This is a genomic window from Xanthomonas sp. NCPPB 1128 (genome assembly GCF_001043115.1).
GTDB lineage: Bacteria > Pseudomonadota > Gammaproteobacteria > Xanthomonadales > Xanthomonadaceae > Xanthomonas_A.
In genome coordinates, this window is sequence record NZ_LFME01000017.1 from 1 (window position 1) to 14,408 (window position 14,408).

The 14,408-nt window shown below is 69.8% G+C and carries 11 protein-coding genes; 4 read left to right on the forward strand and 7 right to left on the reverse strand.

Features of this window, described 5'->3' with window-relative positions:
• Positions 1–896 (forward strand): LpxL/LpxP family Kdo(2)-lipid IV(A) lauroyl/palmitoleoyl acyltransferase (locus ACP93_RS11740; RefSeq protein ID WP_048490872.1); only part of this gene is annotated, 896 nt, incomplete at its 5' end.
• Positions 897–900: 4 nt separating this feature from the next.
• Here the strand turns inward: ACP93_RS11740 and ACP93_RS11745 are convergent.
• Genes ACP93_RS11745 through ACP93_RS11755 form a run of 3 tightly spaced genes read right to left on the reverse strand, consistent with a single transcriptional unit; the run spans position 901 to position 3,557 of the window.
• Positions 901–2,256 carry an O-antigen ligase family protein gene (locus ACP93_RS11745; RefSeq protein ID WP_048490873.1) on the reverse strand — a complete coding sequence of 452 codons (1,356 nt, stop codon included), beginning with the start codon at positions 2,254–2,256 and terminating at the stop codon, positions 901–903.
• Positions 2,237–3,349: a glycosyltransferase gene (locus ACP93_RS11750; protein ID WP_048490874.1), complete on the reverse strand. Its 1,113-nt coding sequence runs from the start codon at positions 3,347–3,349 to the stop codon at positions 2,237–2,239. Before ACP93_RS11750 ends, ACP93_RS11745 begins: the two co-directional genes overlap by 20 nt.
• Before the next feature lie 10 nt (positions 3,350–3,359).
• Positions 3,360–3,557, reverse strand: coding sequence for a zinc-finger domain-containing protein (locus tag ACP93_RS11755; RefSeq protein ID WP_010344507.1), 198 nt, complete (start codon positions 3,555–3,557; stop codon positions 3,360–3,362).
• A gap of 192 nt (positions 3,558–3,749) precedes the next feature.
• Between ACP93_RS11755 and ACP93_RS11760 the strand changes: the two genes are divergently transcribed.
• Positions 3,750–3,998, forward strand: a complete 249-nt coding sequence (locus ACP93_RS11760) for a helix-turn-helix domain-containing protein (protein ID WP_255325562.1) — start codon at positions 3,750–3,752, stop codon at positions 3,996–3,998.
• Positions 3,999–4,462: 464 nt separating this feature from the next.
• Here ACP93_RS11760 and ACP93_RS11765 read toward each other — a convergent pair whose 3' ends face one another.
• Together ACP93_RS11765 and ACP93_RS11770 are read right to left on the reverse strand one after the other, a co-directional pair.
• The gene (locus ACP93_RS11765) at positions 4,463–6,748 is read right to left on the reverse strand and encodes an NADP-dependent malic enzyme (protein WP_048490875.1); all 2,286 of its coding nucleotides are present in this window, start codon (positions 6,746–6,748) and stop codon (positions 4,463–4,465) included.
• A gap of 149 nt (positions 6,749–6,897) precedes the next feature.
• Positions 6,898–8,238: a dicarboxylate/amino acid:cation symporter gene (locus tag ACP93_RS11770; protein ID WP_048490876.1), complete on the reverse strand. Its 1,341-nt coding sequence runs from the start codon at positions 8,236–8,238 to the stop codon at positions 6,898–6,900.
• Between the two features lie 441 nt (positions 8,239–8,679).
• On the opposite strand from ACP93_RS11770, the gene ACP93_RS11775 reads away from it, so the two are divergent.
• A complete protein-coding gene (locus ACP93_RS11775) occupies positions 8,680–9,852 on the forward strand; it encodes an OprO/OprP family phosphate-selective porin (RefSeq protein ID WP_048490877.1) in 1,173 nt (390 codons plus the stop codon).
• A gap of 320 nt (positions 9,853–10,172) precedes the next feature.
• A complete protein-coding gene (locus ACP93_RS11780; protein WP_048490878.1) occupies positions 10,173–12,818 on the forward strand; it encodes a hybrid sensor histidine kinase/response regulator in 2,646 nt (881 codons plus the stop codon).
• Positions 12,819–13,306: 488 nt separating this feature from the next.
• On the opposite strand, the gene ACP93_RS11785 is transcribed toward ACP93_RS11780, so the two are convergent.
• Positions 13,307–13,657, reverse strand: coding sequence for a DUF5713 family protein (locus tag ACP93_RS11785; RefSeq protein ID WP_048490879.1), 351 nt, complete (start codon positions 13,655–13,657; stop codon positions 13,307–13,309).
• Positions 13,658–13,750: 93 nt separating this feature from the next.
• On the reverse strand, positions 13,751–14,389 hold the full coding sequence (locus ACP93_RS11790; protein ID WP_048490880.1) for a LuxR C-terminal-related transcriptional regulator: 639 nt from the start codon (positions 14,387–14,389) through the stop codon (positions 13,751–13,753).
• Positions 14,390–14,408: the final 19 nt, after the last annotated feature.

Consider the following 14,408-nt stretch of genomic DNA (forward strand, 5'->3'; position numbering starts at 1 on the left):
CGCGCTCGCCGCGCCACTGGCTCACCTGGCTGCTGCTCGGCCTGGCGGTGATCGCCGCACGCCTGCCGTGGCTGTTGCAGCGCGCCCTGGGCCGCGGCATCGGCTGGCTGGCGCTGCGCCTGGCCGGCACCCGCCGCCACGCCGCCGAAGTGAACCTGACGCTGTGCTTCCCGGAGCAGAGCGCTGCCTGGCGCGAGCGCCTGCTGCGCGACAGCTTCGATGCGCTGGGCGTGGGCGTGTTCGAATTCGCCCGCGCCTGGTGGGGCGGGATCGGCGCGATTCGCCGGCGCACCCGCATCGAGGGCCTGGAACACCTGCAGGCGCTGCAGGCGCAGGGCCGTGGCGTGCTGCTGGTGTCGGGCCATTTCATGACCCTGGAGATCTGCGGCCGGCTGCTGTGCCAGTACGTGCCGCTGGCCGGGATGTACCGGCGCCACCGCAATCCGGTGTTCGAATGGGCGGTCAAGCGTGGCCGCCTGCGCTACGCCACCGCCATGTTCGCCAACGAGGACCTGCGCGGCAGCGTGCGCCATCTCAAGCGTGGCGGCTTCCTGTGGTACGCGCCGGACCAGGACATGCGCGGCAAGGACACGGTGTTCGTGCCGTTCTTCGGCATGCCCGCCGCCACCATCACCGCCACCCACCAGTTGGCGCGGCTGACCGGCTGCGCGGTGGTGCCGTACTTCCATCGCCGCGAAGGCGCCAACTACGTGCTGCGCATCGCGCCGCCGCTGGAGGACTTTCCGTCGGAAGACATGGTCGCCGACACCGCGCGGGTCAACGCCGCCATCGAGGCGATGGTGCGCGAGGCGCCGGCGCAGTATCTGTGGATCCACCGCCGCTTCAAGCGCCAGCCCGGCGGCCGCAGCGATTTCTACGAGCGCAAGCGCGGCTGAGCGCTCACCCCGGCATCGCGGCGCCCGTGCGTTCGCCCTGCTCGGGTTCGTTCGCCAGCAAGGCGCCGGCGTACAGGCCGATCAGCAGCATGGTCAGCCCGCCCCAGAACGACGAGTAGAACGCCAGGTGGGTGTTGAGCGGGAACACCGTGATCAGCAGCGCCTGCATCGCCGGACGCGCCCGCTCGCGCGCCTGCGCCGACGCGTAGCGCCACGCGCGCCACGCCTGCGCGGCCCCGGCCAGCCACAGCAGCAGCCCGATCACGCCGGTCTCGGCGAGCACCTCGAGCACGATCTGGTGGGCATGGAAGGCCGGCTCGCGGCCCCATTCCCCGGCATGGGTCGGATCCGGGTCGCAACTGGCGTAGGCCTCGCGAAAGCCGCGCACGCCGACGCCGTTGACCGGATGCTGGCGGATCATGCACCAGGCCGCGGTCCAGATCTGCGCACGCCCGGTCAGCGCCGCGTTGAGGTCGGCCGGATGCCCGCTGAGCGCACGCGCGGTGCGTTCGAAGCGGTCATGCACCTGCGGCGACACCACGCCCAGCACTCCGGCCCCCAGCAGCGCTGCCACGCCGAGGGCCAGCAGCTTGCGCGCGCCGAGCAGGCTCCAGCCCGACAGCAACAGCAGCACCGCGTAGGTGACCCATGACGCGCGCGAACCGGCCAGCACCAGCACCACGCCCACCGCGCCCGCCGCGAGCAGCCAGCCCCACGCGCCGCCGCGGCGCGCGGCCAGCCACAAAAGGAACGGCGACACGCTGGCCAGCACCTGGCCGAACTTCAGATTGCACGGACCGAACACACCGCTGAGCCGATCGGCCAGGGCGATCTCCTGCGGCGTACACAGGCCGTGGTGACTGATCGCCCACTTCAACTGGTCCATCGACCAGAACAGCGGGCTGGTGCCGCACAGCGCCTGTGCCAGCGCATCCACGGTCCAGATCGCGGCGATCACCGCCAGGCCATTGAAGGTGATGCGGCGTCCGCGCGGCGTCGCCACCGCCATCGCCACCAGCCACAGGAACGGCAGGAAGCGCAGGTCCACCGCCGATTCGCGCAGGGCCAGCGGCACGTCCACCGCGCCCAGCGCCGACAGCGGCTGCGGCAGCCAGTAGGCGAAGAACAGCAGCGTGGTCAGCGCCCACGCCGGCCCGCTGAGCAGGCGCGCGCCGCCGCGGAAGCGGCTGTGCAGCAGGCGCGCCAGGGTGACCAGGGCGCCCAGCGCCAGCACCCCGGCAGCCAGGCCCGGCGCCGGCCACAGCGCCACGAACAGCAGCACCCAGACCGGCGCCCAGCGTTCGCGGACCTCGGGCAAGGCGGGAGCGGGCAGGGAAGCGTCAGGGCCGGAGTTCGTCATAGATCGCCAGAGTGCTGCGCTGCATCGCCTGCAGCGTATAGGGAAGCGTCGCCGGCGGCGCCGGCGGTTGCGCCAGCAGCGCACGCGCGGCCGCCAGCAGGGCCGTGGCATTGAAGGTCGCCACCGCGCCGGCGGGCTGCAGCTGCGCCAGCAATTCGCCGACCCCGCCATGCGCCCAGCCCAGGACCGGCCGCCCCACCGCCAGCGCCTCGACCACGGTGCGGCCGAACGCCTCGGGCTTGCGCGAGAGCTGCAGCACCAGGTCGCTGGCGGCGTAGGCCTCGGCGATGCGCGTGGTCGGCGGCGTGAACGCCACCGCGTCCGCCACGCCGAGCGCGGCGGCCTCGGCTTCCAGTTCGCGCACGTAGGCCTCGCGGCCGGCCTCGCGCGCGCCCGGCAGCCACAGCCGTGCGTCGCTGCCCTCGCCGCGCAGCGCGGCCAGCAGGCGCAGCGCGTCGGCGTGGCCCTTCAATCGGGTGCCGCGCCCCGGCAGCAACAGCAGCGGCCCGCTCCCGGCCAGCGCCGGCGCCTGGCTGGCGGCCCAGGCTCGCGCCTGCGCATCCGGCCAGGGGCGGCGCGGGAACTGCGCCGGATCGATACCGCGCGGCACCACCCGCAGGCGCGCCGGATCGGTCTGCGGATAGTGTTGCAGCACGTAATCGCGCACGGTCTCGGACACGCAGATGACCCGCTCGCCGCGGGTCATCACCGCGCTGTAGCGGCTGGGCGAGTTGAGCCCGTGCATGGTGGTGACCCAACGCGGGCGCTGCGCTGCCGGCATGCCCTGCAGCGCGCGCCAGCCCAGCCAAGCCGGCAGCCGCGAGCGCGCGTGCACGATGTCGGCGTGCTCGCGCGCGAACAAGCGCCGCAGTGCCGGCACGTGGCGCAGGGTCAGCAAGGATTTGCGGCCGATGTCCAGGGCGATGTGCTCGGCGCCGGTGGCGGCCAGCGCCGGCAGCAGCCGCCCGCCGGCCGAGACGACCACGGCACGATGCCCGGCGTCGACCAGGGCCTGGGCGATTTCCAGCGTGGACCGCTCGACGCCGCCGGACTCCAGCGCCGGCAGCAGCTGCACCACGGTCAGGCGGTGCATCGAATCCGGATCAGTCGACCAGCACGAAGACCGCGCCGCAGTACGGGCACTTGGCTTCCAGGCCGGGCTCGTCCTCGATCGGCAGGTAGACGCGCGGGTGCGAGTTCCACAGCGCCATCTCCGGCGTCGGGCAGCTCAGCGGCAGATCGGCGCGGCGCACCTCGTAGCGCGTCTGGGCATTGGCGGGCGCGGTGGCGGTATGGCTCATGGCGGTGGGGACACGGCGAAAAGGGACAGGCGATTCTAGCAGCCCGTCCCGAAGCGGGCGCGACTGGCGGCTGCGCCTGCGGACCGTCCTTTCACGCGCCTTTCCGGCCCGCTTGATACGGAACCAACGCACCACTATGCTGGCATCACGCGGCGCCGACATGCCGCTTTGAGGTGTCTCGTGGATATAGGTGTGCGTTTGATGCAGGCGCGGCGAAATGCCGGTTTCACACTGCGCGAGCTTGCCGCCTTGTTGGGCGTGGCGCATAGCACCCTGGGTCATTGGGAGAACAACCGTTCGGTCCCCAATGCCCGGCATTTGCTGAAGATCGCCGAACTTACCGGCGTCGACGCGTATGTGCTGCTGACCGGCAAGCCTTCCAAGCTGAACCAGACCGACAGCGACAGCCTGCCGTTGCCGGTGGGCAAGCGCATGGCCTGAGCGCGGCGCGGCGCCGCTGGCGCCGTCCCCGTGCCCGGCTTGACCCCGCGCAGCCTGCATGCCGGCGGCGCGTGATGACGCAAATGGCACTGCGACACTTGCTGTCGCCCGCATATGAAACCGCTTCCAGTCCCATCTTTTTGCTGACTCCGCCGCAAGGCGGTGCCGCTCGTCGCGACGCCCACGCCGCTTTGGCGCCACTACCGCAGTGACTGCGCGCAATCGCCGCTCTTCGCCGTCGGCGATCCAGCCTGCTGCGGCTCCGGCCTTTCACGCACAGCACCGAACACGATCTCGCGCCGGGACTCGCGCACAGCGCGCGGCCGCCCTCGTTGAGACATCCGGGTGGCAGCCATGCTGCCGACTGTGCCGTTTGCGTGCCCCGGCAGTGCCGCCGGAGCACGTGCTGCAACACCGGCGCCGCGGTCGCGCGGGCCGGTGCGCTGCAGAAGCCGCGCGGCGGCTTACTTCTCCGCTTCGAGCTGCTTGCGGATCTGCGCGTCGACCGCGGCGATCGCGGTCATGTTCATCACCCGGCGCGAGGTGGCGCTGGTGGTGAGGATGTGCACCGCCTTGGAAATGCCCATCAGGATCGGGCCGATCGCCACGCCGTCGGTGAACACGCGCACCAGGTTGTAGGCGATGTTGGCCGCTTCCAGGTTCGGCAGCACGAACAGGTTGGCGCGGCCCTTCAGTGTGCTGTTGGGCATGATCTGCTTGCGCAGCGCCTCGTCCCAGGCGGTGTCGCCCTGCATCTCGCCGTCGATGTTGAGTTCGGGCTTGCGCTTGAGCAGCGCCTCGCGCACCTGGCGCATCTTCAGCGCGTCGCGCGAATCGTGGCTGCCGAAGTTGGAGTGCGACAGCAGCGCGATGTTCGGCTCGATGCCGAACAGCTTCAGGCGATAGGCGGCCTGCAGCGTGGCTTCGACGATCTGCTCCACGCTCGGATCTTCCTGCACGTGGGTGTCGACGAAGAAGAACGCGCCCTGCTGGTTGATCACGCCGGTCATCGCCGAGGTCGAGCTGACCTTCGGCTCCAGCGGAATCACGCTGCGCGCGTAGCCGAGCTTCTTGTGGAAGCGCCCGACCACGCCGGTGAGCAGCGCATCGGCTTCGCCGCGCGCGACCATCACCGCTGCGATCAGCGTCGGCCGCGAGCGCATCAGTTCCTTGGCCGCGGTGACGGTGACGCCGCGGCGTTCGGTGAGCGCGTGGTAGTACTGCCAGTAGTCGTTGAAACGCGGATCGTCGTGGATGTTGGTGATCTCGAAATCCACGCCGGCAGTGATGCGCAGGCCCAGGCGCTGGATGCGCGCTTCGATCACGTCGGGGCGGCCGATCAGGATCGGGAACGCCAGGCCCTCGTCGATCACGCTCTGCACCGCGCGCAGCACCACCTCTTCCTCGCCCTCGGCATAGACCACGCGCTGCTTGTCGGCGCGCGCACGGTCGTACACCGGCTTCATCATCAGGCTGGTGCGGTAGACGAACTGGCTGAGCTTGTCGCGGTAGGCGGCCATGTCGGCGATCGGCCGCGTGGCCACGCCCGAATCCATCGCCGCCTGCGCCACCGCCGAGGACAGCTCGACCAGCAGGCGCGGATCCAGCGGCCGCGGGATCAGGTAGTCGGGGCCGAAGCTCGGCGTCTCGCCGCCATAGGCCGCGCCCAGGTCGGAGGCCTCGCGCCGCGCCATCGCCGCGATCGCCTTGACGCAGGCGATCTTCATCTCCTCGTTGATGCCGGTGGCGCCGACGTCGATGGCGCCGCGGAACAGGTAAGGGAAGCACAGCACGTTGTTGATCTGGTTCGGATAGTCCGAACGGCCGGTGCCGATGATCGCGTCCGGACGCACCGCCTTGGCCGCCTCCGGGGTGATCTCCGGATTCGGATTGGCCAGGGCGAAGATCACCGGCTGCGGCGCCATGGTCGCCACCATTTCCGGCTTGAGGATGCCGGCGGCCGACAGGCCCAGGAAGATGTCCGCGCCCTCGACGATCTCGGCCAGGGTGCGCTTGTCGGTATCGCGCGCATAGCGCGCCTTGTCCGGATCCAGGTCGGTACGGCCGGTGTGGATCACGCCGTCGCGGTCCAGCGCCAGGATGTTCTCCGGCTTCAGGCCCAGCGAGACCAGCATGTTGACGCAGGAGATGCCGGCCGCGCCCATGCCGGTGGTGGCCAGCTTGACCTCTTCGATCTTCTTGCCGGTGACCACCAGCGCATTGAGCACGGCCGCGCCGACGATGATCGCGGTGCCGTGCTGGTCGTCGTGGAACACCGGGATGTTCATGCGCTCGCGCAGCTTGCGCTCGACGATGAAGCACTCCGGCGCCTTGATGTCTTCCAGGTTGATGCCGCCGAAGGTCGGCTCGAGGCTGGCGATGATGTCGACCAGCTTGTCCGGATCGTTCTCGTTGATCTCGATGTCGAACACGTCGATGCCGGCGAACTTCTGGAACAGCACGCCCTTGCCTTCCATCACCGGCTTGGATGCCAGCGGGCCGATGTTGCCCAGGCCCAGCACCGCGGTGCCGTTGCTGATCACCGCCACCAGGTTGCCGCGCGCGGTCAGTTCGCTGGCCTGTTTCGGGTCGGCGACGATGGCCTCGCAGGCGAAGGCCACGCCCGGCGAATAGGCCAGGGAGAGGTCGCGCTGGGTCAGCATCGGCTTGGTCGCGGAGACCTTGATCTTGCCCGGCGGCTGCTGGCGGTGATAGTCGAGGGCGGCCTGTTTGAAATCGTCGTTTGACATCGAGGGCTTCTTTTGTCGAAAGGCGCGGAGGCCCGGAATTCTACCCCCAGCAACAGGAGCGGTCCTGTCTGGTGGCTGTCGCCAGGGCCTTGGGGGCAGAAAAAAAGCAACGCGCCGGCGAGGCCGGCGCGTCTGTGCTGCAACAGGATTCAGCGGATCGGGGTGGTGACGGGATCGACCGTCACATCCGGCAGCGTCTCTTCGCCGCCGTTCAAGGCGATGCGCAGGCGGTCGCGATCCAGCGCGTTCTCCCAGCGCGAGACCACCACGGTGGCCACCGCATTGCCGATGAAGTTGGTCAGCGAGCGGCATTCGCTCATGAAGCGGTCCACGCCCAGGATCAGCGCCATGCCGGCCACCGGCACTTCCGGCACCACCGCCAGCGTCGCCGCCAGCGTGATGAAGCCGGCGCCGGTCACGCCAGCCGCGCCCTTGGAGCTGAGCATCGCCACCAGCAGCAGCGCGATCTGGTGGCCGAGGGTCAGCTCGGTGTTGGTCGCCTGGGCGATGAACAGCGCTGCCAGGGTCATGTAGATGTTGGTGCCGTCAAGGTTGAACGAGTAGCCGGTGGGCACCACCAGGCCGACCACGGACTTCTGGCAACCAGCCTTCTCCATCTTCTCCATCAGCGACGGCAGCGCCGATTCGGACGAGGAAGTCCCCAGCACGAGCAGCAACTCGGCCTTCAGGTAACGGATCAGCTTGAGGACGGAAAAGCCGCACAGGCGCGCCACCGCGCCCAGGATCACCAGCACGAACAGCAGCGAGGTCACGTAAAACGAACCCACCAGCCAGGCGAGATTGATCAGCGATTCGACGCCGTACTTGCCGATGGTGAAAGCGATCGCGCCGAACGCGCCGATCGGCGCGGCCTTCATCAGGATGTGCACCAGCTTGAACACCGGCGCCACCAGGGACTCCAGCAGATTCAGCACCGGCTTGCCGCGCTCGCCGACCAGGGCCAGCGACAGGCCGAACAGCACCGCCACGAACAGCACCTGCAGGATGTTGTCGCCGACGAACGGGCTGAGCAGCGTCTTCGGGATGATGTCCATCAGGAAGCCGACCAGGGTCAGCTCGTGCGACTTCTCCACGTAGCTGTGCACCGCGCTCTGGTCCAGGTCGGCGGCATTGATGTTCATGCCCGCGCCGGGTTGCACCACGTGCGCGACGATCATGCCGACGACCAGCGCCAGGGTGGAGAAGAACAGAAAGTACACCATCGCCTTGGCGAACACCCGGCCCACCGTCTTCAGGTGGGTCATGCCGGCAATGCCGGTGACGATGGTCAGGAAGATCACCGGCGCGATGATCATCTTCACCAGCTTGATGAAGGCATCGCCCAGCGGCTTGAGCTTCTCGGCGAACGCCGGCTCGTAGTGGCCGAGGATGGCGCCGAGGACGATGGCGACCACCACCTGGAAGTACAGCTGCCGGTAGAACGGCAGATGCCGGGGCGCGTGGCCCGCCGGCGAGGTTGGGATATGCATGGCTTGCGCTCCGGGACGGTCCGCCCACCCGACGCGGGTCGCGGAATGCTGCCTTTGTACGCGTCGCCGGCGTCTAAGCAGATAACCTATTGGTACTAGACCCGGCGCCTGGCCATGTCGACGCGGTTACAGTGCCGCGGTACGCTCACGGAAGGGCCGAACGCAACGCCGCATACAGACGCCGCCCTTGCGGCCGTCGCGGCGGCGCCGCCATCGCAGCACGTCCTCAGGGGAGGCGGCGCCGCAGGACTGCAACATCGCCGTAAAGAACGGCCGGGCGCGTCCGCTATTGCATGCAGGGGGCATCACGTCCGGCACCGTGTCCGCATCGCGGCGGCATCGCCGTTCGCGTGCGGCCCGCCGCCGCACTGCCCGCGCCATCGCACCACCAGCCCGGCCGGGGACTGCCGCGCCTTCATTCCTTACCGAGACGACTCCATCATGCGCCACACTCTTCTCTTCGCTGCGCTGGGCCTGACCGCCGCCGCTCCCGCCGTCGCCGCCAACAACTTCGACAACTGGCCGACCAAGGTCGCCTTCAACGACGGCACCGAACTGGCCGTGACCGGCAACTACGCCTACGACTGGAACAACTTCTCCAACGACGACGGCCGCCTGGAGGACGACAACGCGTTCCGGCGCAAGGAGTTCGGCGCCACGCTGAAGAAGAAGGGCGTGTACGACGCGATGGTGTACTTCGACTTCGAATCCAAGCTGTGGCTGGACGTGTTCTTCCGCTTCGAGACCAAGGCCCTGTTCGGCGCCGACTACGGCAAGGTGCGCCTGGGCTACATCAAGGTGCCGGTGGGCCTGGAAGGCGTGACCAGCTCGCGCGCGGACAGCTTCATGGAAGTCGCGCTGCCGGTGCAGGCGATCTACCAGGGCCGCCGCACCGGCGTGGAATGGACCTTCGAGCGTCCGCAGTACCTGCTGCAGGCCGGCGCGTACGGCGGCAAGGACCTGCAGGGCGACAACCCCGGCACCACCCAGGCGGTGCGCGGCGTGTGGACCCCGTTCAAGGCCGACGGCGACGTGCTGCACCTGGGCCTGGCCTATTCGCAGGAGAATCCGCGCGGTTACCACAACGGCCTGGACGTGAGTTTCAGCCCGCGCGCGCGCTTCCGTGCGCGTCCGGAAGCCGGCCTGACCGACGTGCGCCTGATCGATTCGGGCACGCTGGTCGACGTCGACCAGGTGCGCCGCACCGGGCTGGAGGCGATCTGGATCAAGGGCCCGTTCTCGATGCAGGGCGAGGCGCTGCGCGCCGACGTGACCCGCGACAACGGCCGCCCCGACTACACCGCCGATGGCCAGTACGTGTTCGCCAGCTACGTGCTGACCGGCGAGTCGCGGCCGTACAGCGCCGGCAATGTCGGCAACATCAAGCCGGCCAACGCCTACGGCGCGGTCGAACTGCTGGCGCGCTACAGCCGCCTGGACCTGGACGACGGCACCGTGCTCGGCGGCCGCCAGCACGACTGGACCTTCGGCGCCAACTGGTACCTGACCAGCCACTTCAAGTTCCAGGTCAACTACGTGCGTGCCGATGCCGAACGCGCCGGCGTGCGCCTCAAGCCGAACTCGCTGGACGTGCGCGCCCAGGTCCAGTTCTGAGCCAGTGCACGCCGGCCGATCCGATGCGATCGGCCGGCGTGCGTCCTGCGGCGCCAACCGCAGGGGCTGTGCGACGAACCGCCGCAGGGCCGCCGGCGACGCCGTCGGCCCTTGTACGTTCTGACCTCGCCACCTGCAGCCCGCTCGCGGCATCTCTGTGGGACGGCATCGGCGACGCTGTCTGGCACGTCGCTATCCGAGCCCGACCCGGTCGTTCGCTCTCGTCTGGCGATCCACAACACCGACCATTGTCGCTCGCATGCCGCACACGGCATCGCACCCTCTAAGCTGATGCGGCCCCGGTCGCCGCGTTCTTCCGCATGCCCTCGCTCCTGCGCCATCGCCGCCTGATCCTGCTGCTGATCGTCATCGTCGGCGGCATGGTGCTGGCGATGCTGTCGGCGCAACACGTCGCCGAACAACGCGCGCTGCGCGCCGAAAGCGTGCAGCTGCGCCAACAACTGGATCTCTATGCGCAGACCCTGCAGCAGCGCATCGACCGCTACCGCACCCTGCCGCAGGTGCTGGCGCTGGATCCGGAACTGCGCGACGCCCTGACCCACCCGCTGGACCCGGCCACGCAGCGGCAGCTGAACCTGAAGCTGGAACGCGCCAACGACGTCACCCGCTCCTCGACCCTGACCCTGATCGACGCCAATGGCGTGGCCCTGGCCGCCAGCAACTGGCGCCTGGCCAGCAGCAACGTCGGTGCCGACTACAGCTTCCGCCCGTACGTGAAGCAGGCCTTGGCGCAGGGCAAGGGCCGCTTCTACGGCATCGGCATGACCACCGGCGTGCCCGGCTACTTCCTGTCGCAGGCGATCCTCGACGCACGCGGGCGCCCGCTCGGGGTGATCGTGATCAAGATCGAGCTGGCTGCGCTGGAGCACGAATGGCTGCGCGTGCCCGACGTGGTGCTGGTCAGCGACGGCCACGACGTGGTGTTCCTGTCCAGCCGCGACGTCTGGCGCTATCGTCAACTGCAGCCGCTCAGCGCACACGAGCGCGACGAACTGCTGGCCACCCGCCAGTACGCGCAGCAAACGCTGCTGCCGGCGCAACGGCAGGTGCTGGAGACGCTGGACGACGGCGGCCAGGTGATGCGCATCGACATGCCGGCACAGTCGGCGCCGCTGCTGTGGCAGAGCATGGCGCTGCCGGAGAGCGGCTGGCGCCTGCACCTGCTGCACGACATCGGCGGCAGCCGCGCCGCCGGCCGTGCCGCCGCGCTGGCCGCGGCCGGGATCTGGCTGGCGCTGTCGTTCCTGGGCCTGCTGTTCCAGCAGCGCCAGCGCCTGGCGCGGCTGCGCCAGCGCAGCCGGCGCGAACTGGAGTCGCTGCTGCAGCAGCATGCGCAGGAACTGCGCACCGCCCAGGACGGCATCGTGCAGGCGGCGCAGCAGGCCGACACCGGCCTCAGCCGCAGCCTGGAGCACCTGCCGCAAGGCGTGGTGATCATCGATGCGCAACTGCGCCTTGTCGCCTGGAATTCGCGCTACCTGGAGATCTTCCGCTTCCCTCCGGAACTGATCCGGGTCGGCCGCCCGATCGAGGACGTGTTCCGCTACAACGCACGCCGCGGCCTGCTCGGCCCCGGCCCGGTGGAAGCGGCGATCCAGCGCCGCCTGGATCACCTGCGCAGCGGCCGTCCGCACATGCGCGAGAGCGAGAAGGACGACGGCACGGTGCTGGAGATTCGCGGCAATCCGCTGCCCGACGGCGGTTTCGTCACCAGCTACGCCGACATCACCAGCTACAAGAACGCCGCGCGCGAACTGCGCTCGCTGGCCGATGCGCTGGAGCACCGCGTCGCCGAACGCACCCGCGACCTGGCCGAGGCCAAGCGCGAGGCCGAGAATGCCAACCGCTACAAGACGCGCTTCGTGGCCTCGGCGGTGCACGACCTACTGCAGCCACTCAACGCCGCGCGCATGTTCGTCTCGGCGCTGCGCGGCAAGCTGCACGAAGCCGATGCGCGGCAGATCGCCGACCACGTCGACAATGCGCTGGCGGCGCAGGACGCGATCCTCAACAGCCTGCTGGACATCTCGCGACTGGAGGCCGGCACGCTGAAGACACAGGTGCAGGACCTGGCGCTGGACCCGTTGTTGCAGACCCTGGCGCGCGAGTTCGGCATCGTCGCCGAAGGCCGCGGGTTGCGCCTGGACTACGTGCCGACCCGCGCCACCGTGCGCAGCGACGCGACCCTGCTGCGGCGCATCCTGCAGAACTTCCTGTCCAACGCGGTGCGCTACACCCCGCGCGGGCGCGTGCTGCTGGGCTGCCGCCGCGACGGTACGCAGTTGCGCATCGAAGTCCACGACCAAGGGCCCGGCATTCCCGACGCGCTGCAGCAGGAGATCTTCGAGGAGTTCCGCCGGCTCGGCGACGGCGTCGCCAACGACCGCGGCGCCGGCCTCGGCCTGGCGATCGTGGAGCGCATCGGCCGCCTGCTCGGCCACCGCATCGGCCTGCGCTCGCAGCTGGGCCGCGGCAGTGTGTTCTCGGTGACCGTGCCACTGGGCGATGCCGCGGCGGCGCAACGCCAGGCGCCGGCGGCGATGGCCAGCGACAATGGCGACGACCCGATCCTGCACGGCTGCCGGGTGTGGTGCATCGACGACGACCCGCGGGTCTGCGAGGCCAGCCGCACCCTGCTGACGCGCTGGGCCTGCCAGGTGGAACTGGCTGCCGGCCCGGACCAGGCGCTGGCCGCGGCGCAGCCGGCGCAGGCGCCGGAACTGGTGCTGCTGGACGTGCGCATGGGCGAGTGCGACGGCCCGACCCTGTTCGCGCAACTGTGCGCACGCTGGCAGGCCGAGCCGCGGGTGATCCTGGTCACCGCCGAAGCCGATCCAGCGCTGCGCGCCCTGGCGCAGGAACGCGGCTGGGGCTTCCTGGCCAAACCGGTCCGGGCTCCGGCCCTGCGCGCGCTGATGACGCAGATGCTGCTGCGGCGTGGCTGAGGTTGAGCCCCTCTCCCACCGGAAGATGGGTTGGGGTGAGGGTCCGCGGCGCGCAGCGCCATGCAAGACCTCATGCGCAGTTGGCTAGCCAATCCCCGCCATCGCCCTTGAGAGAGGAATCCTGGCGGCCGTACCCTCATCCGCCCCTGCGGGGCACCTTCTCCCGAGGGGAGAAGGAAGAGCGTGGGCCCCTCTCCCACCGGGAGAAGGAAGAGCGCTGGCCCCTCTCTCACCGGGAGAAGGAAGAGCGTGGCCCCTCTCCCGCCGGGAGAGGGGTTGGGGTGAGGGTCCGGGGCGCGCAGCGCCACGCAAGACCTCGTGTGCAGTTGGCTAGCCAATCCACGCCATCGCGCTTGAGACAGAAATCCCTGGCGGCCGTACCCTCATCCGCCCCTGCGGGGCACCCTCTCCCACCGGAAGAAGGAAGAGCGTGGCCCCTCTCCCGCCGGGAGAGGGGTTGGGGTGAGGGTCGGCGCGCTGCAGGGCCTCTACCACTCGCGTGGGGCGATCAGCTCCTCGACGTCGGCGTCGGCGAAACCGTAGGCCTTAGCGATGTGCAGGAAGTCCACGCCGATGTTCTCGCGCGCGGAGGTCTCGATCTCGCTGTCGTGGGCCTCGAATTCCAGCGCCAGCTTGTTGAACTCCTCGGTGGCGGCGTGGGTCAGCCGGTACAGCGCCGGCAGATCCGCCGGCTCCTGCGCCTCGATCGCCTCGCACAACCGCAGCAGGATCTTCTGCCCCTTGCCGACCAGCGACGGGGGGAAGTAGTCGTCGTCCAGCATCTCCTGCAGGAACGGATAGTGGGCGGTCTGCTCGTTGCGGATGGTCGTGGTGGGCATGGTCCGGTGGTCTCCGCCCGCGGGGGGCGCGGGCATCGGCGCATAGCATCGCGTATCCGGGCGCCGCGGAAAACGCCCCGCCGGTGGCCCGGTTCAGGCCTCGCCTTCCGGCTCCAGCGCCTTCACCAGCACCGCTGCCTGGGTGCGGCTGTGGCATTCGAGCTTCTTCAGGATCGCGGTCACGTGAACCTTGACGGTGTTCTCGGCCAGGCCCAGTTCGTAGGCGATCTGCTTGTTGAGCAAGCCGTCGGCCAGGCACAGCAGCACCCGGAACTGCTGCGGGGTCAATTGCGCCAGGCGCGCGGCCAGCTGCGCGTCGGCCTCCGAACGCGCCGCGGTCAGCGGCGGGAACCAGGTGCCGCCGTCGAGCACCGCCGCCACCGCGATGCCGATGGTCTCGGCGGGCGAGGACTTGGGAATGAAGCCGGCCGCGCCGAACTGCTGCGCGCGGCGGATCACCCGCGGGTGGTCGTTGGAGGAAATCACCACCACCGGCACGTCCGGGCGCTCGCCGCGTACGTGCAGCAGGGCCGAGAAACCGCGGGCGCCGGGCATGGCCAGGTCCAGCAGGATCAGGTCGGCATCGGCCTGGGCGGCCAGCGCGGCGTCCAGGGTGGCAGCGCTGGCCGCCTCCACCACCAGGGCGCGCGGCAAGGCCTGGCGCAGCGCGTGCAGCACGGCGGCGCGGAACAGCGGGTGGTCGTCGGCGACCAGGATCGTCGGGGCATCCATGGGCGTGAGGCGGCTGGCA